At 46.3% G+C, this 24,136-nt stretch carries 14 protein-coding genes; 3 read left to right on the top strand and 11 right to left on the bottom strand.

Features of this window, described 5'->3' with window-relative positions; translation table 11 throughout:
• Window positions 1-40: 40 nt before the first annotated feature.
• Window positions 41-4,597, bottom strand: coding sequence for an InlB B-repeat-containing protein (locus P3T48_RS07045; protein WP_276506172.1), 4,557 nt, complete (start codon window positions 4,595-4,597; stop codon window positions 41-43).
• A gap of 346 nt (window positions 4,598-4,943) precedes the next feature.
• Here P3T48_RS07045 and P3T48_RS07050 point away from each other — a divergent pair, with 346 nt between their 5' ends.
• Window positions 4,944-5,624, top strand: coding sequence for a hypothetical protein (locus P3T48_RS07050; protein ID WP_276506173.1), 681 nt, complete (start codon window positions 4,944-4,946; stop codon window positions 5,622-5,624).
• 424 nt (window positions 5,625-6,048) lie between these two features.
• Here P3T48_RS07050 and P3T48_RS07055 read toward each other — a convergent pair whose 3' ends face one another.
• From P3T48_RS07055 to P3T48_RS07065, 3 genes are all read right to left on the bottom strand, one after another.
• Window positions 6,049-7,317, bottom strand: coding sequence for a hypothetical protein (locus P3T48_RS07055; RefSeq protein WP_276506174.1), 1,269 nt, complete (start codon window positions 7,315-7,317; stop codon window positions 6,049-6,051).
• A 238-nt stretch (window positions 7,318-7,555) separates the two neighbouring features.
• Window positions 7,556-9,361, bottom strand: a complete 1,806-nt coding sequence (locus P3T48_RS07060) for a thrombospondin type 3 repeat-containing protein (RefSeq protein WP_276506175.1) — start codon at window positions 9,359-9,361, stop codon at window positions 7,556-7,558.
• Between the two features lie 26 nt (window positions 9,362-9,387).
• Complete coding sequence (locus P3T48_RS07065; RefSeq protein WP_276506176.1) at window positions 9,388-11,961, bottom strand: glycoside hydrolase family 88 protein; 2,574 nt, start codon at window positions 11,959-11,961, stop codon at window positions 9,388-9,390.
• 474 nt (window positions 11,962-12,435) lie between these two features.
• Here P3T48_RS07065 and P3T48_RS07070 point away from each other — a divergent pair, with 474 nt between their 5' ends.
• Window positions 12,436-13,038, top strand: a complete 603-nt coding sequence (locus P3T48_RS07070) for an RNA polymerase sigma factor (protein WP_158462523.1) — start codon at window positions 12,436-12,438, stop codon at window positions 13,036-13,038.
• Here P3T48_RS07070 and rpe read toward each other — a convergent pair.
• Together rpe and P3T48_RS07080 are read right to left on the bottom strand one after the other, a co-directional pair.
• On the bottom strand, window positions 13,025-13,675 hold the full coding sequence (gene rpe, locus P3T48_RS07075) for a ribulose-phosphate 3-epimerase (RefSeq protein WP_276506177.1): 651 nt from the start codon (window positions 13,673-13,675) through the stop codon (window positions 13,025-13,027). The genes P3T48_RS07070 and rpe overlap by 14 nt on opposite strands.
• 14 nt (window positions 13,676-13,689) lie before the next feature.
• Window positions 13,690-13,818, bottom strand: a complete 129-nt coding sequence (locus P3T48_RS07080) for a hypothetical protein (RefSeq protein ID WP_022252005.1) — start codon at window positions 13,816-13,818, stop codon at window positions 13,690-13,692.
• 51 nt (window positions 13,819-13,869) lie between these two features.
• Here P3T48_RS07080 and P3T48_RS07085 point away from each other — a divergent pair, with 51 nt between their 5' ends.
• A complete protein-coding gene (locus tag P3T48_RS07085) occupies window positions 13,870-14,070 on the top strand; it encodes a hypothetical protein (protein WP_276506178.1) in 201 nt (66 codons plus the stop codon).
• A gap of 111 nt (window positions 14,071-14,181) precedes the next feature.
• On the opposite strand, the gene P3T48_RS07090 is transcribed toward P3T48_RS07085, so the two are convergent.
• The 5 genes from P3T48_RS07090 to P3T48_RS07110 all read right to left on the bottom strand — a co-directional run bounded on the left by P3T48_RS07090 (window position 14,182) and on the right by P3T48_RS07110 (window position 24,085).
• Window positions 14,182-16,626: a M6 family metalloprotease domain-containing protein gene (locus P3T48_RS07090; RefSeq protein ID WP_276506179.1), complete on the bottom strand. Its 2,445-nt coding sequence runs from the start codon at window positions 16,624-16,626 to the stop codon at window positions 14,182-14,184.
• 83 nt (window positions 16,627-16,709) lie between these two features.
• Complete coding sequence (locus tag P3T48_RS07095) at window positions 16,710-18,083, bottom strand: DUF6383 domain-containing protein (protein ID WP_276506180.1); 1,374 nt, start codon at window positions 18,081-18,083, stop codon at window positions 16,710-16,712.
• A 44-nt stretch (window positions 18,084-18,127) separates the two neighbouring features.
• On the bottom strand, window positions 18,128-18,952 hold the full coding sequence (locus tag P3T48_RS07100) for a T9SS C-terminal target domain-containing protein (RefSeq protein WP_276506181.1): 825 nt from the start codon (window positions 18,950-18,952) through the stop codon (window positions 18,128-18,130).
• Between the two features lie 274 nt (window positions 18,953-19,226).
• Window positions 19,227-20,999 (bottom strand): RagB/SusD family nutrient uptake outer membrane protein, encoded by a 1,773-nt coding sequence (locus tag P3T48_RS07105; protein WP_276506182.1) that lies wholly within the window; start codon window positions 20,997-20,999, stop codon window positions 19,227-19,229.
• A 35-nt stretch (window positions 21,000-21,034) separates the two neighbouring features.
• Window positions 21,035-24,085: a SusC/RagA family TonB-linked outer membrane protein gene (locus P3T48_RS07110; protein WP_276506197.1), complete on the bottom strand. Its 3,051-nt coding sequence runs from the start codon at window positions 24,083-24,085 to the stop codon at window positions 21,035-21,037.
• Window positions 24,086-24,136: the final 51 nt, after the last annotated feature.

Raw genomic sequence — 24,136 nt, forward strand, 5'->3', positions numbered from 1 at the left:
AACGGGCATTGCACCTTTTTTATTTATTCAGAAGTTTCTTTTACTTCAGTACCACTTTGCTGGTCTTCTTGCTACCGTCAGTCATGGTCTTTACGACGATGTTGATGCCACGCTGCAACTTGCTTACCTGAACACCATCGGCAGAGTAGATCTTGGTGCTCAAAACATCGGAAGAAGTTGCGATGCTCTCAATGCCGGTGCTGGTGCTTGCTACGGTAGCCTCGCCAAGACCACCCATCTCGTTGGCTGCACGGACACTCCATGTAGCAGAAGCATCGTCAACGTTGTAGGTAGGCTCAACGGTGAAGTCAACCACCTTGCCGTCTTTGCATACTGCCCAGAGCAGAGCATAGTTGCTGTTGTCCCATGTCAGGTTGTTACCAGCAATCTTCACATTAGTTGGAGCTGAAGCCTGTTCGGTGGCAGCAGTTGGATCCCAGTCATCATCACCGCCCATAACGGTTTCGATAGTGTAGAATGCAGCTTCTTCTGCTGTGAGGACAGGACTTTCTGCTGTCTCGTTGCGACGGTTGGTATAGTTATTTCCATCCTTTGCATCGTAGGCATCATAAACCTGTTTTCTTCCACTCAGGTCTACTGCAGTGCCTGTAGCTGTGGTAGAGTTGTATTCAGCAAATCGCTTAGGATAGCCACCGCTCATCTCGTCCCAACCTGCTGCTGTAGGAATCACTTCCATCTTGGTGTCGATGAAGAGAGCGATAGGAGTGCCCTTGCCCCAAGGACGACCGAGTTTGTACTTGCCGTTGATACCTGTGCTTGATCCGTCCTTGATGGTACAATCCTTGAAGATGTAACCATACTTGGTAGGCTGTGAAGGAACGGCGAGATAGCCTGTGCCACACATCAGGAGATCTACATTATTATAATATACGTCACCCTTACCGCAGAGGTAGTCGGTGTTGCCACGCAGGATACCACCCTCGAAGTAGAAGCGGCCCTTCTGGTTGTTGGATACGTAGGTGTCCTGATAAGCCCAGAGGTTGACGTTCTTACAGATAGTCTTGTTACTCTTATCGTTGAGTACAATGTCACGACCCTTGCCGTCGCCCATACTGCTGTACATCTTGATGTCCTGGAAGTAGGTGTTTGTAGCACCGCTTTCCAAACTCAATACATCACCACGTCCGATACCTTCCAATACGTTGGCGATATTGTAGCCATTGCTGCTTTCTACTGCAGGTACGGTATTGGTGATAGAAGTATTCTCATTGCTTTCACCGATGATAGATACATTAGGAGTATTCATATAGGTGGTAGCACTTGGATACTGCTTGCCATCAATACCAGTCACCATGCTGTTCGGGTTGGCAGGAATCTTATAGTCGCCCTGCTTGATGAAGATGCGGAAACGCTTGCTGGTATCAGCACGCTTGGCTGCTGCTGCGAGAGCTTCAGTGAATGAACCGTCTGTTGGTACGATGAAGTCATAGAGAGCCTTGGTCACTGCAGGCTTCTCCTTGGTGGTGAAGCTGAAGGTGATGTCGCTCTGGATAGCATTGTTTGTCAAGTCGGCTACTGAACCTGCAGCGAGTGCGAAGGTATATTCTGTAGCGTAGCTCAAACCCTTGTAGGCAAAGGTGATGGTCTTGCCAGATACGGTACCTGTCAACTCCTGACCATTGAGGGTTGCCTTGGCACTTTCAGTCAGTTTTACCTTCTCATCGAAGGTCAATACAATCTTACCATTGGCTGAAGCATTGGTTGCACCTATTGCAGGTACCTGGCTCTGGAGAACAGGAGCTGTGCCGTCATCGAAGAGCTTGGCTGTACCTGTGATATAGATCTGAGCGAGAGCGATACCGTCGTTGGTACCTGTTGTTCCCTTGACAGATGAAGTCTTGTCGGCAATCCAGCGAACAAATACTGCAGCCTGGTTGTTGGCATCGGCAGGGAGAGTGAACTCACCTACAGTCCAAGCCTTGGCTCCTGGCATCGTGATGGCGCCAACCTTGGTCCATTTTTCGCCATCAAGAGAGTACTCTACATTGTAGGTCTCGTAAGCATTATAGTTGTAGAGCATGCTGCTCTTTACCTTGATGTCGGTGAATGCTGTGGCGTTGAACTTGGTCTGCCAGTAGGTTTCACCCAGAGCCTTTGTTGTAGTCTTGGTCCAGTTGACAGCTGCATTCTTGCCTTCGTAACCACCAGCCGTGTTGCTCTTGTCGAGCCAGCCGTATGAGTTGCCTTCAGCATCACGGAGTACGAGCTGTACAGCGTCATTGTCTGCTGCAGCAAAGTCGGCAGTGCGACCTTCCTTGCCTTCCTGATAGAAGTCCCATGCCACGATGTAGTCCTTGGCCGAGAATGTGGCAGTGAAAGTCTGGTCTGCATTCATCGTCGTCTTGATTTCTGCTGTTGTCTCACCATTGCTCCAGTTGTTGAAGTCGATGATGTCGTTTCCTGTTGCGGTAAGAGTTACCTCTGTACCTTCTTCATACATCTTCTTGCCATCTACCATCTCTGGGGCAGGAGAGAGAGTCACCATATAGTCCTTGGCGCCACCTTCTACGTTTATGTCGAGCGCATAGGTCTTTACCTTCTTATAGTTGGCAGTGAGAGTCTGGTCTTCTGTCACGGTGTATTTGAATTTGCTCTCAGTAGAAAGCACTGTGCCATTCTTGTCTGTCCAGTTGACAAAATTATAACCGAATTTATCGGCTGCAGTCAGTGTTACCTCGTCGTTCTCCTGATATTCGTCAGACTTAGGATAGACGGTAACGTCTGCGATGCCTTCAGGGTTGGCAACTGCAGAGAGTTTGTATTTGTTCACTGCTACGAGTGTTCCGTTGACGGTGCCTTCGATAGTGACAGGACCGAAAACTGCCTGCTTGTTAGAAGCTACACCGATAGTAGATGTCAGATAGAAGCCTTCGGTACCAGCCAAGGCTGCCTGCTGTTCTGCTGTCAGTGTGATTTCAAACTGATGGATAGCGGTCTTATCATATGGCTGTTTTGATGTAGCCTTTCCTTGACGCCATGCGGTATAGGTGCCCAGTGCTACCACTTCTCCGTTAGCCTTATGGGCGCTGATAACGATTCCGTTTTCAACATCTGTACCACAGCGGTTTACATAACCGCTCACCTTGTTAGGGGTGAAAGTAAGTCCTGCTGCAGGACGAACAAACCAGTTGATTTCTGTTTCCTTCTTTCCTGAGTCATTATTTATTTTGAGACCATTGATACCTGATGCGGTACCATCCGCCTTGGTAATTTCTAGAATTCCTTTCAAAGATAAGTTTGCTCCGTAATCAAATGCAATGGTGCTGAAAGCATCAGTAGGAGCTGTTGTGTTGGCACTTGCATTACTGAGGTCGTTCATAGCAAATACGACGCTGGCAGCCTCATTGTTGAAAGTCTTGCCAGCAGGTTTGCTTGCAACGACAGGAAGGGTAATCTTCAAATAGCTATAGTATGAACCATCGCCAATGACGATGTCCACAGTTTCAGCACTTGACGCAATGGTCTGGCTGATGACTGTACCCGGTGTATATTCTGCCTGACCATCAATTGTTGTCGTTGTGATGTTGTCGTATGCAGCCATTTCAATGGTTGCACCCTTGCAAGAAGGAACGGTGATGATGCTGTTTGCATTCATCTGTGCCCATTGGTCTGCACGACCTGCATTGTTGAACTTAGCTCCGCTTGGTGTTCCATCAAGGTCAATCTTTACATCAATGCTTTTACCATCGACAGTCGCCTGGGTTACCAAAATGCCTTTCTTTCCTTCATAGTTGATATCCTGCGCACCATTCTTGTGTCCGAAATAATAGGTGAGGGTAGTTGCCTCTGTGCGGTTGGCAAGCGACTTGGTGTTGGCTGTAAAGACAGGAGTCAACGTAGCGCTTGCGCTTGGAGCAGTGATGGTTTCACCAGGCTTGTAGGTGTTGGTGCCATCTGTCCAGCCTGTCAAAGTGCAGCCAGCAACGTAAAGAGTGGTATTGACAGGAAGAGTATAACTGCTTCCCACTTCTACCGTCGCGTTTGCAGGGAGTGTTCCTTCTGCTGTCGTCGTTCCCAAAGAATAAGTGAGGGTAATGTCACTTGCCAAGTCAGCAGCGTTTACTGCCTCAACTGCCAAATAAGGAACATAGCCTCCACCTTCTATAGTAAGGGTAGTGGCTTCTGTGCCTTTGTAAACGCAAGAGGTTACATTGGCGGTTTTGTTTCCATGCCAGCAATTTCCTGCTTCTTTTACATTAATTGTTCCGATGGTGGTTCCTTGTGCGTCTTTTACAGTGGCAGTACTACCATAGGTACAATTACCCATTGTGATTTTTACGGGACCTGTTACAGGGACTGTTGCCTTGAAGTTGGTCACTCCATGTTGATTGTCATGATACTTGCATGAAATCGCAACATTAGCATCCGTTGCATCTGCCGCAACACGAGTCGCGCTTCCGTCGGTGGCTATTGAGACTCCGAAAGACGTAGCCGACTTAGTTGACATTTCATCAGCAGTAAATAAACTGCCGCCTGCCAAGTCGAGTTTAATGTCTCGGAAATCACCCGCCTTTGTAACGACTGAAACGAGTAGGACTAAGCATAGTAGTCCGAATCTTAGTAGATTTCTGTTCATTTGTTTGTTACTTTTTTAGGTTATATATACTTTATATTGTTTCCAGTAAATAAGATTAGGAGTTAAGGGTACTGCTTTTGGGTACAAAGTCTTTGCAAACGAGCGCAGAACATCAAACTTGCTTGAATGTTATGCCGAGTGCAGCTTAGACTTGGGTACAAAGGTAATGCAAAATCTTGATAGTTGTTCCTCCTTAATCTAATTAAACTCACGTAAACGTTTACGATGAATTCTTGCATTTTTGTCTTGCATTTTTTACGATTAAGTTGTACTTTTGCATCGTAGTCATATCAAAGACTAATTTCTAAAACATAAAACAAACAAAACAAACTAAAAACAAACGATTATGAAGAAATTCTTTACTCTTATTGCCGCTGTCGCTATGGCAGCAAGTGTGAATGCACAAGTTCTCACTTTTGATACTGATTATGCTGCAGGAGCAATTCCTGCTACTATTACTTCCAATGGATTGGTATTGTCTATAGTGGATACGAATGCTAAAATTTCAGTAGATGGTAATACTGCCTATTTTGGAACTAAAGATTCTTATGTAAGATTTGCTAAAAGAATGAAGAGTGGTGGTAAGTCATCGTCAAAAAATATGTTGACTCTTGCTTTGCCTGCTGATGGTACTCTTAAGGTGTACGCTCGTACAGGTAGTTCTGGTGCCACAGATCGTAATGTGATCCTGACTCAGAATGATGTAGAGTTGTATAATCAGGTTGTCAAAGAGGCTGATGCTGTTACAGTTAATATGATAAATGGTGAAGGTATAGAGGAATCAAAGAAAGTTTATCCTGCAATCTCTGTCCCTGTAGTGAAGGGTGATGTTGTTATTACATATCCTATAGGTAGTATCAATTTCTATGGTTTCGAACTCGTAGCTGCAGGCACTTCTGGCATTTCAAACATCAATGCTTCTGAGGCAGCTAATGAGGGCGCTACATTCAACCTTCTCGGTCAGAAAGTGGCAAGCAATGCCAAGGGTCTTGTTATCAAGAACGGCAAAAAGTTCATCAACAAGTAATTTCGTTTTCTCTTGCAGTACTTCGTTCCTGCAAGTCGCAAAAAAAATATAAGGTCTTCTGTTTCGGCAGAAGACCTTTTTTTATTCAACTATCGCAAGTAAGCGCCACATGCTCTGAGGGTGCAGAAGCTCCTATGACCTTTTGCCTCGCACCTTCGCCAATACGCATCAGGTATCAAAGTACCGCATGGTAAGAGCTTGGAGAAGATGCGAAAAGGCATTGCAAAAGTAAAAGGAGATATTGATGCTGGTATGTTGATAGATAGACCAGTTCTACAATATGTATAAGTCAGTCGGCTTCCATGTCAGTTGTACTTCATGTGAAGTGGTGTTGGAAATTGGTAAACATGAAAGTAGGAGGTAAATGTCTTTTATGAATAACATTTACCTCCTACCCAATTTATTCTCTCCGAAAAGAGAAAAATTACTTCTGTACGAATTTCTTGCCAGCCTTAATGACTACACCCTTGTATGCCTTACCTACCTTCTGACCTGCGAGGTTGAATGCAGGAGCATTCTCCAGTGTTGCATCGGTTGTGATGTTGTTGATGCCAGTGGTAGTAGAGATAGCTTCAATTGGCATAACCTCCTGAACGTTCTTAAAAATAGCACCAAAAATACCCTTTACAGAATAAGTCTCGCCTTCAGTCAAGTTGGCAACGCCACCAATCTTTGCTTTATTGTCTTCTGGTGTGCTAAATTTGTCGTAAATCATAATCTTGCTGTCACCATCGTTTGCGTAGTAATTATACTTACCTGTTTGATATTCTTCTTTGCTGAACTTAAAGTTCTTGATGAGTACGAGGTCATTCATGTACTTGTTCGCAACAATATCGGCAACAGTTGCAACTATAGGCTTGGCGGCCTCTGTGCTCTCCTGAATGGTGAGATCTTCATCTGTAGTGCCAGCATTCTTTGCTAAGTAAGGTACACCATAACTTAATGCTAAGTCTACTTTTACAGTACCTGTGATAGTGCTGTTGACAGGCATATTGAAGCCCAATGTTCTCAACTCAATAGCGGCATCGCCCTCGCGAACGTAAGTGTTAACTGTACCATTGTAATTGTTAACATACAAAACCTTTGCATTGGTGAGCTTGAGGTTCAAGTTAGAAGTTGCTTTCGTATAGTTAGCTAACAAGTCCTTCACGCTTGGAACATCAGTATATGTGATTTCTGGTTCTTCAGGAATCTCGGAGCCAACCTTGTAGATTTTTATAGATACAATTTGGGTGTTGTGTTTACTTGTTACTTTTATACTGTATATATTTCCTTTTGCTTGGTATTTTGTGTCGATAGCATAACTGTTAGTTTTATTAGCACCTGTCGTAGCTGTACTTACAGCTTGATCACCTACGAATATGTTCTGAACTGTTGAAGATGAAGCACCGCTTCTACCTTCAACTACAATTTTTGCGACATCAAAGTCAAATGCAGGAAGAGTGATGAAAGCATTAGCTTTACCAAAAAGTAAGTAACCATCTGGATTCCAATAATGACCATCGGAACTTGCACTCATGCTAATGGTATAAGTTCCATCTGTATAAGTAGCAGCTGTTTTAATTTTGTTTGTGGAACCTTCTGGAAGCTTCCAGTTGTTAGTGGAAAAGTCTAATGTAACTGTTTGTCCAAAGCTGACATTAGCAATTAATGCCAATACAGCGATCATTGAAATGCGTAAAATTTTATTCATAAACGTAAGATTTAAAAGATTAATTAATGTTTTATTTAACTCTTAGGTGAAGAAAGTGCAAACGAGCGCAATGAAAGACAACTTTCAGATTGCCGAGTGCTCTTATCTTCTTTTGCAAAGTTAGTAAAAAATTAGATAGGTTGTTCTAAAAAAGGCATTAAATTTCGATTAAAATGCAAAAAGGTCGAAAAAAGGACATAAAACATCCCTTTTTCGACCATGAACGATAGGCTTTTCTTTATTTAATTACTTTGTCTGTTGCGGTTTTGCCATTGCTGTAGGTTATCTTTCTGATACATACACCCTTGGCAGGGGTATTGAGACGAGAGCCGTTGAGGGCATAATACGTGATGGAAGCCACTTCGCCTTTGTCGACAACCGTCTGGCTGATGCCTGTAGAGGTAGAAGTTGGATAATACTCATCTACTCCTGAAAGGGCATCCTGGTTTTCTGCCTTCATGATGTTTTCAACCAACGAGTTGGCATAGACTTCGATGTTGGTATAATAATCCTTCTTGTCGAGCGAGTAGGTGAGGGCATCAGAAGCGTCGTTTGGATTCAGGCCATTCGCCTTTTCCCATTCATCAGGAATACCATCCTTGTCGCTGTCGAAGCTTGCAGGACGAGAGCCTGTGCCGAAGTTGGCTTCTGTATATCCATTCACGTCTGACACCTTATCTATAATACCAGGCGAATTGGTGATGCTTCCCTTGTATTTGGCAGTACCTGTCTTGGCCTCTTCCATGTATCGCGCATCTATTTCGTCGCGGTAGAGGGATGCTCCTACATAGGCTAAAACTTTTTCGTATGCTTCGGCAGCAGAGTGGGTGGTTACTTGTCCTGTTGGAGCAGGTTCATCCATCTTGATCTTTACACACGACTTGCCGCTGATTGTGGTATGAGCCACAGCATCGCCATAGAAGTTCTTGGCGTCGGGACTGTAATATTCTCCGTTTAGGCTTGGAATACCCTTGTCGTAGCTGACACCTTTCCAGTCTTTATTAGCAGTTTTCGAGCCTTTGGTGGTCTCGGTCGTATTACCATTGATATAGTAACGGCTGGTCATGTCGTATAATTCTGGATGATTTTTGTCGGAGTTGTCTTTGGTAGAAAGTGTAACCAGTGTGATACGGTCTTGGCTTCCTCGCTCTTTACCTGTGCTCACATCTACTTTGAGTCCATTCTTGGTCGTACTTTTGAGTCCCATGCTGGGTCCAGCCTTATAGTAGTTGTTGACAATATTGATTTGTCCGCCACCAGGACCGCCATAGCAGGTGCCTTGAGCATTATACATCACGCAGTTGCGGAAGTCTACGCTCTCTGCCTGTACGGTGTTCTGCCACTTATAGGTGCTGTATTCTTTGTTGTTAGTATAGCCCGTCCAACCATATCGTGCACCATTGAATCGGGGACCACGGTTCATGAGATGAGCCACGAAGTTGTGATGAAAACTTGCCAACTTACCGCCCCAGATGCCGCCATAGCCATGAGCACCCTTGGAGTGACCAGGGTTGGTGAGGCTCTCTGCCACGGTACACCACTGCATGGTGAAGTTGTTGTTGTCATAGAACGAAGCCACCTCGTCGATACTCCAGCTGAAGGAGCAGTGGTCGAAGATGATACCCGTCTTGTTGCGCTGCCATGAGGCATCAGCACCGTCGTTGATGTTCTTCTCCTGTCCACGTCGGATGCGAATGAAACGGATGATGTTGTTGCTACCCGGTTGAACGGTATAATAGCGCAGGGTGATGCCTGGCGAGGGAGCAGTCTGTCCGAGGATGGTGATGTTGTCTGCTATCTTCAAGTCCGACTTCAGGGCTATGACACCCGCCACATCGAAGACGATGATTCTTTTGCCCGACTTGACAGCCTCTCTGAAAGAGCCTGTTCCGCTGTCGTTGAGATTCGTTACGTGTACGATTCTTCCGCCTCTACCTCCAGTAACAAATCTACCATGGCCTTCGGCTCCTGGGAAAGCCGGAGCCTGTGCCATGGTAGATATGCTGATGAGTGAGGCTGCAATGATAGATAATGATTTCTTCATTTGTTAGCCTGATTGTTTTTATAGAGTTACTTGATAAGTCCCTGCTGTTCCATTTCGAGACTTGCCCAGATGAAAGGACCTACGCCCTTGGCATCGTTGTCGCGGATAGGCTCGCTCATATAGTATTCGAAGCTGCCGTCGCGCTTGTAGTTGGGCTTCTTGACGTATGGACCAGGGCCAGGGCCCAAGCCGCTTACAGCACAGCAGCGTGTCAGACTGATGGTCTTGTCGGCGTTTACCTTGATAAACTGTTTCAAGATACCATTGTATGCCTTCACGCCTGCCTTGAGATATTCCTCTGAGAGGTAGCCCTTGCGGTAGCCCTTGAGCAGCACATAGGCAAACATCGAAGAGGCTGTGCTCTCCAGATAGTTCTTGTCGCTCTTCACGTCGAGCACGTCGTACCATACGCCAGTCTTCTTGTCCTGGTACTTCACCACACTCTTCATCGCCTTGTTCAGCAGGTCGATCACCTCCTGGCGGCGTGCGTAGTTCTCGGGCATGGCGTCGAGGCACTCGGTCATAGCCATCACATACCATCCCAAGGCTCTTGCCCAGCAGTGCTGGCTCTTGCCGTCTTCCTTGTTCGCCCAGAACTGCTGATGGGTCTCGTCCCATGCGTGTTTCCAGAGCTGCGTCTTCTCATCGTAGGTGCGATAGTCGGTCTTCACCATCTGGTCTACCGCATCGTTGAGATACTTCTCAGCCTTCTTGGGCTTCATGGTCTGTACGGCATAGTTGCAGTAGAAAGGCAGTCCCATGAAGATACCGTCGAGCCATACCTGGTTGGCGTAGATAGCCTTGTGCCAGTAAACTCCCTCCTTGGTGCGAGGCTGGTTCTGCAACTGCTTGAAGAGTGTCTTCAGTGCTTTCTCTGTTCCCTTGGTAGGGAAGAGGTTGTGCATGCGCAGGATGAACTTGGCAGTACGCACATTGTCGAGGTTGAAGTCTTCGTATTTGTAGCCAGTGATGTTGCCTTTCTCATCGATCATCTTGGCAGGATATTCCTTCAGGTAGTCGAGGATGGCATTGTTGCCTTCCTTGTAGTGCTCGTAGGTGTCGAGCATTCCCTCCATCTCGATACCCATCACATAGCTCCACTTGGGCTTGCTGCTGAAGTCGAGCAGGTAAGAGTGGGGCACACGCTTCATCTCGCTGTAGGTGAGCCATTCGCTATAGTTCTTGTAGGGCTGGTCTTCCTTGTTGAGAACGAGGGAACCGTTGATGACGAGGTTGTCGAACTTCACGTTGCAGGTCTTGCCGGTGATCTTGACAGGCTCTTTCACCACACCGTCGAACTTACAGTTCTTGATATTGATGTCGTAGACATTCTCCAAAGAGTCGCGGCCGATAATCAGCACGCCGTAGTCGCTCTTCTGACAGGTGACGTTCTCTACATTCACATTGTTCACGATAGGTTCGAAACCACGATAGCATATTTCTTTTCTCTCGTAGTCGAGGTTGATCTTCACCACAGCCTCCTTGCACTGACCCACGACGACGTTGCGCATATTGATGTTCTGCACCTGACCGCCACGGCAGTTGTTGGTCTTGATACGCAGGATGCGCTCCAAGTGTGGAGAGTCCATCACGCAGTTTTCGGCATATACGTTCTCGCAGCCACCCGAGATCTCACTTCCTATCACCACACCGCCATGACCATCTTCCATCTTGCAGTTGCGGATGATGATGTTCTTGGAAGGCTGGTTCCAGAGACGACCGTCGTTGTTGCGACCGCTCTTGATAGCGATGCAGTCGTCGCCGGTATGGAACACGCAGTTCTGGATGAGAACGTTCTCGCAAGCCTCTGGGTCGCAACCGTCACCGTTAGGTCCTTCGTTCCATACATACACACCGTCTACCGTGATGTTCTTGGAGAGCAGTGGATGGATGACCCAGAAAGGCGAGTTGATCATCTTGACATCCTTGATAAGGATGCGCTCGCAGTGTACCATGTTGACCAACTGAGGACGCAAGCCATAGCCCATACCGAACTTACGCTCGTCGAAAGGCACACCGTCCTCTGCCATCTTCAGCAGTTTGCTGCGTGAGCCCAACTTCTGGCTCTCTTTGGTCACACCCTCCTTGTAACCGAAACGAGGGCTGCCATTCCACTGCCAGAAGGTGTCGTTGTTGCCACCTCCATCGATGGTTCCCTTACCGGTAATGGCAATGTCGGTAGCCTTGTAGGCATAGATGCAGGGAGAGTAGTTCCAGCAAGCCAGACCTTCCCAAGAGGTACGTACCAGGGGATAGAGCTTAGGCTCGAAGGCAAAGTGAAGGGTGGCGCCTTCCTCAAGAACGAGGTTGACATGGCTCTTCAACTCAATGGCTCCTGTGTTCCAGGTACCCTTAGGGATGATCACCTTTCCGCCTCCCTTCTTGGAGACAAGAGAGATGACTCTGTTGATGGCCTTTTGGTTTTGTGCAGCCGTAGCTGTAGTCTTGGCACCAAAAGATGTGATAAGGAACTGGCGTTCGGCAATTTTTGGCAATTGGATGCTCTGCTCGATACGCTTGTACTCATTGTCGTCCCATCCTGCTGCAAAGGCGCAAGCTGGCAATAGGAGAGCGAGCAATAGTGTCTTTAAGTATCTCATAATTTGCTTTAAAATAGATAATGATTAATACTGTAGTTGTTATTTTCGCCACAAAGATAATGAATTTATTTGGTAATGGTTGCGTACACAATGTTAAAAAACTCATTTTCCTTCAAAAAAGCTTGGAGTTCTCAATAATAAAGTTTATATTTGCAGCATCTTTTATAAGATTTCAATTTTCTTTATTGAAATCATTATCACGAGGTTGGTGCATCCTGCACCAACCTCTTTTTGGTATATGTATAATAGAACTTTAGCAAGTTCAGAAGTTATAGAAGTTAAAGAAGTTATCACTTATCTCCTCAGCCACTAATTGTTAAAAAATAGTGTGAAAGATAATAAAAAAGTCTTCTTGTTTGGTGGTTTTTGATAAAAGTACTATCTTTGCAGTGATTTTTAACATTCCTAACACAATAAAAACAAATAGCCTATAGATTAAGATTTCTACTTGAAGAAACTAAAGAGGTTAGAAAAATGAGAAAACTCGAAGAAATGACCGATGAGCAACTAGCCTTGGCTTATGTCGAGGGCGACAATCGGGCATTCGATTTGTTATTGTCTCGCAACGAGGTGAAACTGTTCGGCTACATCATGTTTGTGGTTCACGACCAGGAAAAGGCGAATGATGTCTTTCAGGAGACATTCGTCAAGGTGGTTACCAAACTGCAGCAACGCCAGTATGTGCCCAATGGCAAGTTCTTAGCTTGGTGCATGCGCATTGCCCACAATGTGATGATGGACATGTATCGCGACAACAGATTGCAGAACATCGTGGAGACTCCCGATGACAACGATATGTCGAAGATAAGAGACGAGTACGTGGTCTTCGATAATGCAGAGAACACTATCGTGCGGGGACAGGTGATGTCGGATGTTAAGAAGATGGTCAACCTGCTGCCACCTACCCAGAGGGAGGTGGTGTATATGCGTTATTACCAGCAGTTGTCCTTCAAGGAAATCGCCGAACTTACGAATGTAAGCATCAACACCAGTCTTGGCAGAATGCGTTACGCACTCCTTAACCTACGTCGTATGGCTAAGGAGCACGATGTATTCTCGAATATTACAATGTTTTAAGACCGTGGAGGGTGGCAAGAGGGTCTTTGCTCTTGAACACATAACTGCCACTCACTAAGATATCGGCACCAGCCTCTATCAGGCGGGGAGCCGTTTCTGCCTGCACGCCACCATCGATCTCTATCAGTGCTTTCGAGCCGGATGACTTGATGAGTTGGCGCAGTCGTGCCAGCTTGCCTATGGTGTTCTCAATGAACTGCTGTCCGCCGAAGCCCGGATTCACACTCATCAGCAGCACCATGTCCACATCGCAGATAATGTCTTCAAGCACGCAGACTGGAGTGGATGGGTTCAGCGTTACACCGGCTTTCATTCCAGCGGCATGAATCTGCTGTATGGTACGGTGAAGGTGGGTGCATGCCTCGTAGTGCACATTCATCATCATTGCGCCCGCCTTGGCAGTCTGCTCTATGTACTGCTCTGGGTGGACAATCATGAAATGCACGTCAAGAGGCTTGGTGCATACCTTTGACACCGCCTCGATGACAGGAAATCCAAAAGAGATATTGGGCACGAAAACTCCGTCCATTACGTCGAGATGAAGCCAGTCGGCTTCGCTCTTGTTGATCATCTCTATGTCGCTTCTCAGGTCGATAAAATTGGCTGACAACAGAGATGGAGATATGATTGGTTTCATTCTTTGTTCTTATTTTAGTTGAGGCAGAACGCCTCGTAACGTCCATTCATTTTGATAGCGCGATAAGTGTAGGCTATCTGTTTGATCATGTTGATAGTCTTTCTCGACGGTCTCATTTCATCAGAAGTAGAATATTGCTTCATAGGCGTTTTATTATATGTTAAGTTCTTGCTTTTGTTAATATAACGATGCTTATGCCACTTTATTATATTTCAGCAGAAGAATATTCTAAAAAAATGCAAGCGGCTTCGATGCCCAACGCAATTGCTTTCGTTGCTCATCGAAGCCGCTTTCATCTGCCATCGAAGCCGCTTGGCTTTGTTGAAAAACTTAACTCCGCTTTCGCAGTTGCTAAAGCGCAGTTTGTTATTAGCTGCGCACGTTATATTTATTAATCTTCCTTATGGAGAATCAACAGGAGCATAAAAAACATTCACAGACGAGCAAGTTGCTGCGTCTGTGAATGTCGTAGATGTTGTTGTCCCCATGATAGGGGGGAGTCTTGTTTATTTACTTACCTTTTTAGTCTTTCCATCGGCATACTTGACGATGTAGATTTGTCCGCGTTGCATCTCCTTGCTGTTGATGCGACGGCCCAGACAGTCGTAAACTCCCATTACCTGAAGACCTTGTGTAGTAGGAGTAGAGATGCCTGTCGATGTAAACTGCAACTCAACACTATTGGATGGACTGCTTTCCCCAAAGCTTCCTGTGGCGCTTACCGCATAGGTGTTGGTGCCATCCAATGGAGCAGGGTCAACATATTCGGTTGTTGTGCTGGTGGCAATCTTGATGCCGTTTCGATACACGTTGTAGCCAGTGATATTGTTGGAACCGCTGCCCAAGATTTCGAGGTTGTCAATCTGCCAGTAGTAGCTCAACCCCATGTTGTCTGTATCATAGCAGTGGAATCGGATCTGCATTTCTGCAGACTGATATTCCGAGAGGTCGAGGGTAACCTTGGTGTACTTGCCTGCCACCGATGCGGCTAAATCAGTACAAGCATTGAAAATGGGTGTCCATGACTTTCCGTTGTCCTTGCTTACCTCCACATTATAATACTGTGGGTTTGTGGGTTTTTTCCCTGCTGCTGGAGTACGAGAATAGAAGCTCAGCGTCTTGCCGTAAGTGAAGGTCTTAGATGTGAAATATTCATCTTGGTGAATATCCTCCCATGCGGAATACATTGTAGCAGCATAGCTTCCCTCGTATGGTCGGTAAAAGCCCTTGTTGGGGTCGCCTTTCTGCCATCTCCAACCACGATCGCCCGAAGTGCTGACAATCCAGCCATTGGGATTCTCTGTATTCTCAAAATCATCGTAGAGGAGTGTTTCACCAGCAGAAGCCGCAGTCCAAGACAAATGGATGCCGTCGTCTTGTACACTTCCTGTCAGTTGCGATGGAGCTGTTACGATGTTTGACAACTGGGTGATGGTCAGTGGTGCCTCCGTGCTGGCAGTCTTCACCATGATGGTAGCCGTTCTGTTTCGTGGCTCATTGTTCTCGCTGTTTGTAGTGAAGGTGACCTCTGCATTTCCTGTACCCTCAGTCTGGCTCACAGTGATCCATGCAGGAAGGTTCTCTATAGTCCAAGCCTCGTCAGAGGAGATGGTTACTGTAGCCGAACTCTGTGCGCCTCCAGCCAAGGTAATCTCTTTCTTGCTCAAAGAAAGGTGGTTGGTAGATTCGTGGAGATAGAACGAGATAGTGCTTCCGCAAGTAGAAATGTTGCTGATGGCAAAAGGTGCCTCCTTGCCATTGCTATAGAAGGGCTTGGCTGTAGCCTCGCCACCAAAAGCAGTTCTTCCACTCTCGGCACTGAAGAAAGCCTTTGTGATATCACCATCCGATGTGATGGTTCCGTTAGGACGGAAGATGTACTGTTCGTCGAGTCGGGTAGTGCCATTATAGTTGACGTTGCCTCCTGTGTAGGCAGGGTTGATTCTGTAAATAAGCAGACCCGAACCAGGAAGACTCTTGTCGAAATCTTCTTGCTTACGATATTCCACTACGAAGTATTCATCGCTTCCTACTGGTTTGATCTTGTAGGCAATGTTTTCTTTGCTGCTGCCACCTACGGGGTTCAAGGTGTAGGTACCAGCTTTGGAAATCTCTGGTATCTCGTCAATCCATTTACAGTAGCGATACTTGGTGTAGGCTGTCATGTTTTGAGCTACGAGCTGATTGTCTGACATCAAGTCCCATATTCCTACAGGGTTGAGGCTTCCTGAAGCATGATACAGATCGTAGGTGCCCAATGAGTGAGACATCTCATGGCAAAGGACTCCGGTGTTGAGGGCGATGCCTTCGAAGTTTTCATAACCATTAGCCTCGTCGAAAACCATGATGTAGCCCACCAACTTCTTACCTTTTATATAGATAGCCTTTTCATCAGGCAAAGCCAAGTCCTTGCGTTGTGGCCAGAGGATGCCTCGCTTGTTGCTCAGTTCTGATTGTCCGCTGAAGATGATGCACAGGTTATCTATGTAGCCATCGTCGTTCTTGTCGATGTCGGTAGCGTCAGCCACGTCTTTCTCTATATAGTTGGCTATTTCTCTTACCAATGCCTGCATGCGTGCTTCACCCTCGGTGTCTGAGTTGTAGCCAGAGGGACGCAATGTGGCATCATACTTCTGGTAGTATGCTCTTTCGTAACGTGTCTTGTAAGACACAATCTTGGTGTCAGTAGTAACAGGATAGAAGGAACTCTTCCATTCCAACTGGTTGTAGGAAGCCTGACGGAAATAGTTGTATACCGAGTTGTCGGTAGTGTTGCTGCCGTTGAACAGGTTCTGATAGGTGTCTATCGTATGTTCAAAAATACTGGCATCCTCGTCGGCAAAGCGCACAAAGCACACCGTGTTGCCAACGGTTCCTGTGTTCTTGTTGAATGCTCCTGCCTGGAAGGCAAAGAGGAGACAAAGAATGGTTAGTGCTAATGACTTCTTCATAGTTGTACTTGTTGGATTGAAAAAAGTGCCATACCCATGGGACGTTTCGCCCATGCGATGTGGCACTTTATGAAATAAAATTATTAGAGGGCTACCTTGATGGCCTTGCCATTTACGCTAACGATGTACAGACCCTTTGCAGCCTGAACATGAGCATTGGCAGAGTTGGCGTGGAAGTTAGCTACCACAGCACCACCCAAGTTGGCTACTGTTACAGCGTCGCCCTGTGAAAGTCCAGAGATAGAAATCTCATTACCTGCTGTGCTTACCTTCACACCCTGAGCTGTTACAACGTTGATGCCTGTAGAACCTTCTACCTTTGTGACGGTAGTCTTGTAGATGCTTGTGCCAGTAAACTTGCTATATAAAGCAGAACTCATGGTTACATATACAGCTTCCTGTGCCGTAAGGAATGTAATTTTACCGTCAGCAACCGTGTAGTCTGTGCCTTCTGTCAGAGCAGTTTTGTCTGACTTGTAAACAGCAAATTGGGTGTTCAAAGTGGCATTTGTCTGTGATGAGAGATCGAGTACATCTCCTACCTTGTAAGATTCTGCAATGACATAGTCATTCTGTGGTGCATAATTGAAAGTCTTGGCAACGCTTGGGGCAGGAAGTGTAGCCAATGTGAAGTTATTCTTAGAGATGTTCAAATTCTTCATCTTGGCACTTGGCAGTTTGATTTCTGTCAACTGGTTTCCCATCAGCCAAAGTGTAGCATTGCCTGCATCTTGAATACCTGAAGCGTCAATACTTGTCAGTTTGTTGTTGTTAAAACTGAAATAAGGTGCAGATGCTGTGTTATTACCTATCTTAACTGAGTTTAGCTCCATTCCAAGGGCATATACAAATTTGATGGTTGGATTGGTGGATAAATCCAATTCGCCAGCAAATTTGTTCTGGCTGATTCTTAGAGTCTGTAATGCCTGATTTTTGGTGATGTCTATTGCTGTCAGGAGATTTTCTTCAATGTTCAAAGTTGTCAGTTTGGTACACTTGCTGATATCAATACTTGTCAACTGATTGATGTTGATGTATAGCTTCTCCAACTCTGTGTTCTTTGTCAGATCAATGGCTGTCAGTTTGTTGGTATTGGCAGTCAAATCTTTCAAGGCTGTAGCCTTAGTTACATCCAAAGACAATACTTTGGCACCTTTTACTGTTGATGAACATTCGAAACAAACGATGTTGTCGCCATAGATTTTTACTTTACCTTCACCTGATACGGTACCAGAGACGTTCACCTGGTTCCAGCCATCGAAAGCAGGAATCACTTCTGATGTGACTTTCTCTCCATTACCCCAGTCTATCTGTACTGTTCCTTCCGTTGCCAGTCCGATAGTAAGAGTTCTGGTGTTACCATCTACCTCTGCCTGCAATTCAATGGCAGGTTCTGTCTGTGCGAAGGCTGTCATTGTACTGATGACAGCCAACAAAAGTGTAAAGAATTTCTTCATACTTATAGTGTCTTATGTTGATAAATATAAAAGTTTGCGGTCATTTATTTAATGACCTTCTTGATGTTGTTACCCTGCTTGACAATGTACAAGCCCTGCTTCTGGCCCTTTAAGGTGTTGCCTACCTTGACGCCATCAATAGTAAACACTTCCTGTGCGGCAGTACCCTGTGTCTGTATGTTGGCTATACCTGTAGTCTCCTGTTTAGGAGTGGTCACCTTGATGCCGTGGATGTAAACTTCTCCCTTGGTGTTATTTTGGAAATAAACATAAACAGGTTTATCTGACTTGATGGTAATGTTGTCGTTACCATTTGTTTTTGTTTCCAGTCCATTTACAGACGTATTGCCTGCTCCTGCAAATTTTTTAAATGGTACAAGATAAACTTGGCGTACACCATAATCAGTAAATGCAGTTTCAATTTTATCTGTGCTCAAAAGGCGGCATGAAATCATGCCATTGCATGAAACATTCATGCTGAGTGTAGAGCAAGAAGGCAGGCAAAGTGCTATACCGCCACCATTGGTAGAACCTAATGCACTTGCAGCAGGTAAGATGATAGCTCCTTTCTTATAACCATCTGCACCCAACTCACCGCCTTTTCCGAATCCAATCGCGTCTGGGTCTACTGTAGTCGAAGGATATGAAGGCACTTGGTCTGCATAAATCATCTGGATGATTTTGCCTTCAGGGTCTACTTTGTAGTCGTCTTCATTGCAGACACCGACATACTGGTCAACGATCTCCTGGCTGTTGAACCACAACCAGCCATTTTCGTCGACTACTGAAGCAGGGAAAAGATTGTACTCCTGTGCTTGAACTCCGATAGCGCTGAGTAACAGCGCCCATGCTAAGTAAATTTTTCTCATAAAGATGATGTTTTTTGTTAAGGAATGTTCTTTCGTCAGCATCTTGCTGACGAAAGAACTTTTATCCGTTGTTTGTATTGAGTGTTTTGTTGCTACTTCTGAAATTTCGTATGTACGGAAGTTATAGAAGTTAAAGAAGTTATCACTCCCTTCGGTCGTTAGAAGTTATAGCCAACAGCCTTTTTGTTTGAATATCTATCTGTAAAGCATATGGCTTTAACTTCTCTAACTTCTTTAAATTCTTTAACTTCCCCATTTTCGAAAGTTGAGTTCTTTATTGTTCTGTCCAGTCTGGGTTCTGGGCAATGCCGTGATACTTGATCTCGCTCCAAGGAATAGGCAGATAGTATTGTTTCTTGTCGAAGACTCTTACACGTTTAGGGAAACGGTTTACGTTGCTGATGGTGTACTTGGTGTTTACCACCTCGTTGTTTACCACAGTTACATCGACACGCATACCCTTCAGAGGATTGGTCTCGCCGTTCATCTTCTGCTCTGCCACACCCCATCTGAAGAGATCCCAGTAGGTGGTTTCCTCGAAAGCCATTTCCACACGACGCTCGTTCTTGATGTCGTCGAGTGTTGGATTCTCAATGTCTGGCATGTGAACACGCTGACGGGTCTTGTTGACATACTCCTTTGCCAAGTCTGTGTTTCCTAAGTCGTAGCAAACCTCAGCATAGTCGAGCAGTGCCTCTGCAAATCGCCAGATGATGTAGTTCTGCTTGCTGGCATAAGTATCGTTGTTGTCGATAGTCTGGCTTGGATCAACAAACTTGCCCATGTAATAACCAGTCAAGGTTACGGCAGCCGACGTAGAAGTACCATAAGGTGTAAGGTCGACACCGGCAGTACGGTTTGTATAATGAATGTCCATCACGTGGTTGCGGTAGGTACATCCATCATACAGGATGTTGGCATAGAAACGATAGTCTCTGTTGTCGTATGGATGCTGTGCATCGTAGGTCTTGCCAGGCTGCATGCCATACTCGTCCACATGGTTCTGGGTAGGAGTGTAGGCTGCTGTCGTACCTGTAAAGAAAGGAGAAGCTGCGTCTCTGTCGAGCTTATGACCAAACTTGTTGGCAAAGTCGCCATCATCAGAATGCTGTACCTCGAAGATAGACTCCTGTGAGTTCTTGGTCAGGAAGATTTTGCGATAGGCATCGCGGATCTCATCCTGTGTGGTGGCAGAGATAGGGATGAGGCTATACTGGTTCAGAGCGAAGAGGTCTTCGTAAGCCTTCTTGGCCTTCTCCAGCATGATGTGTGACTGGTCGTCGGAAAAACCTAAGTAGGTAAGTTCCTCACCCTTGTTCTGGAATACCTTACTGGCAGCCCAGAGGTAAGTTTTCGCCTTGAGCATGAGGGCAGCACCCTTGGTGGCGCGACCTGTCTCGGTAGTGGCATGAGCCTGGGGGAGATACTTGGCAGCCTCGTCGGCTTCAGTCACGATGAAGTCTACCATCTGCTGATAGCTTGCACGTGGGAACTTCTCTTCTTTGATGAGTGGATTATAAGTGTGGTCGATGAGGGTTACACCGCCAAACATTCTCCACAGCATATAATAGTAATAGCCTCGCATGAAGTGCGCCTCACCGATGATGCGGTTCTTCTGGTCGCCATTGCTGATATTACCTAAATTTTCCAGCAAGGTGTTGATAGACTGAATCTGAGTGAAGTAGTTGCTCCATACATTGGCAGCCCATTTGGTAATCTCCTGGCTGTTGCCTTTCAGTAAGTCGCCATAGCCGGCATTATAGTAAGAACTCTTACCCACACTAATCTGGTCGCCAAACCAAGGCATATAATATCTTGATTTGCTCTTTACCAGCGAAATGCTGGGAACATAAGTGCTGAAGCCATTGCTCATGCATCTGTACCAAGAGTTCTCGTATTCGTCGAGAAGCTGAGGATTACTCCATACCGACTTCTCGGAAATCTTGTCGAGAGGAGCATCCCTGAACAGGCTGTCGCAACTCGTCAGCACACCGGTGGTGGCTGCGAGTGTAATGATGGTTATGATTCTATTGAATTGTATTTTCATACTTTCTGTGTTCTATATATATTAATGTGGTCTCGTTAGAAACCTAAGTTGAGAGTTACACCGTAAGAGCGCTGGATAGGGTAGCCACGGAGTGACTCTGGGTCCATGCTCTTCAGACTGCTGATGGTGAAGAGGTTGCTTGCCTGCAAAGCGATGCTGAGCGAAGAGAGGCTCATCTTCTTGACGATGCTGCCTGGGAAGTTGTAACCGAGGTTCAGCAACTTGAGGCGCACGAAATTACAATCCTCAATCCAGAATGTAGACTTCTTGCGGTTGTTGTCGTTGGATGTGGCAATCTTCACGCGTGGATATTTGCCAGAAGGATTGCTCTCCGACCAACTGTCGGTAAGGTGATACTTCTGATACTTAGGCAGGGTACCGTTCTCCAATGTATAGTAGTCGGTAATGTTCTGCTTATATCCTGACTCGCCCTGGAAGATGGCATTGAGGAAGAAACCCTTGTATTGCATTCCGAAACGGAAGCTGAAGTCCATGTCGGGTTGTGAAGAGTTCTTGACGTAAATATAGTCATGAGAGTCGAGAACACCATCCTCGTTCTGGTCGATGTATTTGATGTCACCAGGAGCGATGGTTGCATTACCCTGTCCGTCCTGGTCGAGTGGCCAGTTGTCGATTTCTTCCTGACTCTGGAACAGACCTGCTGCCTGATACATCTGCCATACCATGCTGCTGGTTCCCTTACGGCGAAGGTTGGGCAGCTGACTGCTCTCGTCGCCGAAGTCGAGGTATTTGTCGTTGCTCTTTGACAGGTTGATTGACATGTTGTACTTGAACTTGCCGATGGTGTTCTTGTGGCTGATGGTGAAGTCCCAGCCCCATGCCTTCAACTTGCTGAAGTTCTCAGAAGGATAAGCTCCGTCGGTACCTGTCGAAGGAGGGAAGAGATAGTCCGGTGCCGATGTGATCTTGTCGGTCTCGTAACGTACGAAGTAATCGAAAGACACACCGATGCGTCCGTTCCAGAAGCCCATGTCCAAACCGAAGTTATAGTCGTGGGTCTTTCCCCATGACAGATCGGTGTTAGGATAACTCATGAGGGTGAATCCAGGACGGTAAACACTTGAGGCAGAACCCTTGCTGCCGAAGCTGTAACCATAGTTGGCAGACTCGGTGTAGTTCTTCAGATATGAGTATGCACCCACCAAACCGTCATTACCCAACCATCCAGTAGAGGCTCTCAGCTTGAGGTTGGAGATAACGCTCTGCTTCCAGGCTTTGAAGAATTCCTCATTAGAGACAACCCATGAACCAGAGAATGATGGGAAGAAACCCCATCGGTTGGAGGGTGAGAAGTTGGTAGAACCGTCGACACGGAAACTGAACTCAGCAAAGTACTTGTTGGCGTAGCTGTAGTTGAGACGGCCGATGGTAGAGGCACGCTCGTTGATAGTCTCATTACCAGAGAGAGTTGAGCTCTTGGCCACACCCATGGTCTCGGGCACAGAAGTCTTGTCGAGGTTCTTGCCTATCATATACTGATTGTTGAGTCGCTGATAGTTCATGACCAGTGTGGCACCTACGGTATGCTTTGCCGCAAAGGTGTTGTTGTAGTTGATACCCGCCTCGTAGAGCTGACTCTTATAGAAACGGTCGGTCTGCTCTAAGGTTGTCTTAGCCTTAGGATAAACCGTATTCTGGTCGATGGCAAATTCTTCTGTAGTGGCATCGTAGGTGTAGAGAGTTACAGGTGTGCTGTATCTCTTTTCTATACGATGGTTGTCATCGAAGGTTCCACGTACATAGGCATTCAGACCCTTTACCCAAGGGATGTCCCATCGCAGGTTGACATTCACAGTACCCATTCTTGACAGATCTTTGATGTATCCGCCCAAGCCACGAAGGTTGATGAGTGGGTTGTTGCCGTCGATACTTGCCAACTCGCCATTGGTAAACTCATATACCTGAAGGGGAGAATAGCTATAGGCTGCATCGAGGGTTGTGTAGCTGCTGTTCTTGGCGTTAGAGTTGGCGCCCGTATAGTCGACAGACAAGACGAGACCCTTGGTGAGGGTGGCATCCAACTTCATGGAGTAGTTGATACGGTCGCGGCCTACACCACTATAGAGACCCTTGGAGTTGGCATAGCCCAAAGAGAGATAGTATTTTACGTAAGAGTTGCCACCACTTGCAGATACAGCATGAGTGGTAGAGTAGCCCGTCTTGTCGAGATAGTCCAGGAGGTTGCTGTCGCCATAGACGTTGGGGTTGGAGTGAGTGCGGATCTCTTCCAACTGCTCCTCTGTATAAGGAGCCAGGGTGCTGGAAGGTGAATTGGCAATAGCCTGGTTGCGAAGCTTGGCAAACTCGTAGGCATCGAGGAACTCAGGCAGTTTGGTAGCTTCCTGGAGGTTGTACTGGCCACGGTAGTTGATGCGCAACTTCTGGTTGCCCTCAGCGCGCTTGGTCTGTACGAGGATAACACCATTAGCGGCACGTGCACCATATACGGCAGCAGCGGCAGCATCTTTCAGTACGGTGATACTCTCGATGTCATCGGGGTTGAGGTCGGAAAGACGAGTTTCACCATCAGAAGTGGTCGTACCGAATCTTGGCACACCATCGATAACGAGCAAAGGTGCCGAGTTGATACCACGGATATGAAGGGCAGCTTCCTTGGCAGTACTTGGGTCACCCGTAGAAGTCATAACCTGCAGACCAGCCACCTGTCCGGTAAGCGCATTGTCGAGGTTGGCGGTAGGCATCATGAGCAAGTCGTCAGCCTTGATGGTCTCAATAGAACCTGTGATAGACGATTTCTTCTGAAGACCATAACCTATTACGACAAACTCGTCGAGATGCTGGGCGTCTTCTTCCAGTTTCACTTCTATCTGTTTGCCAGACTGAGCGCTTACCTCCTTGGTCTTGTAGCCAAGGAAAGAAATGACCAACTTACCCTGATGGGCAGGGATGGAGAAGTTGCCATCCACATCGGTGCTGGCACCTATCTTGGTGTCTTTCCACCTTACATAGGCACCAGTGACAGGCTCACCAGCCTGGTCGATCACCTTACCCTTGACGAAGTCCTGGGCGTTTGCAAATTGACATACCCACATGAAAGTAAGCATGAGTGCCCACTTCATGTAGTTGTGCAGTGTTTTGTTCTCTCTCATAAAAAT

The sequence above is a fragment of the Segatella intestinalis genome (assembly GCF_029348455.1).
Classification (GTDB): Bacteria; Bacteroidota; Bacteroidia; order Bacteroidales; family Bacteroidaceae; genus Prevotella.

Coding starts and splice junctions, on each gene's coding strand:
- P3T48_RS07045 (WP_276506172.1), bottom strand. CDS start 4,597: ATGAACAGAAATCTACTAAGATTCGGACTACTATGCTTAGTCCTACTC.
- P3T48_RS07050 (WP_276506173.1), top strand. CDS start 4,944: ATGAAGAAATTCTTTACTCTTATTGCCGCTGTCGCTATGGCAGCAAGT.
- P3T48_RS07055 (WP_276506174.1), bottom strand. CDS start 7,317: ATGAATAAAATTTTACGCATTTCAATGATCGCTGTATTGGCATTAATT.
- P3T48_RS07060 (WP_276506175.1), bottom strand. CDS start 9,361: ATGAAGAAATCATTATCTATCATTGCAGCCTCACTCATCAGCATATCT.
- P3T48_RS07065 (WP_276506176.1), bottom strand. CDS start 11,961: ATGAGATACTTAAAGACACTATTGCTCGCTCTCCTATTGCCAGCTTGC.
- P3T48_RS07070 (WP_158462523.1), top strand. CDS start 12,436: ATGAGAAAACTCGAAGAAATGACCGATGAGCAACTAGCCTTGGCTTAT.
- rpe (WP_276506177.1), bottom strand. CDS start 13,675: ATGAAACCAATCATATCTCCATCTCTGTTGTCAGCCAATTTTATCGAC.
- P3T48_RS07080 (WP_022252005.1), bottom strand. CDS start 13,818: ATGAAGCAATATTCTACTTCTGATGAAATGAGACCGTCGAGAAAGACT.
- P3T48_RS07085 (WP_276506178.1), top strand. CDS start 13,870: ATGCCACTTTATTATATTTCAGCAGAAGAATATTCTAAAAAAATGCAA.
- P3T48_RS07090 (WP_276506179.1), bottom strand. CDS start 16,626: ATGAAGAAGTCATTAGCACTAACCATTCTTTGTCTCCTCTTTGCCTTC.
- P3T48_RS07095 (WP_276506180.1), bottom strand. CDS start 18,083: ATGAAGAAATTCTTTACACTTTTGTTGGCTGTCATCAGTACAATGACA.
- P3T48_RS07100 (WP_276506181.1), bottom strand. CDS start 18,952: ATGAGAAAAATTTACTTAGCATGGGCGCTGTTACTCAGCGCTATCGGA.
- P3T48_RS07105 (WP_276506182.1), bottom strand. CDS start 20,999: ATGAAAATACAATTCAATAGAATCATAACCATCATTACACTCGCAGCC.
- P3T48_RS07110 (WP_276506197.1), bottom strand. CDS start 24,085: ATGCTTACTTTCATGTGGGTATGTCAATTTGCAAACGCCCAGGACTTC.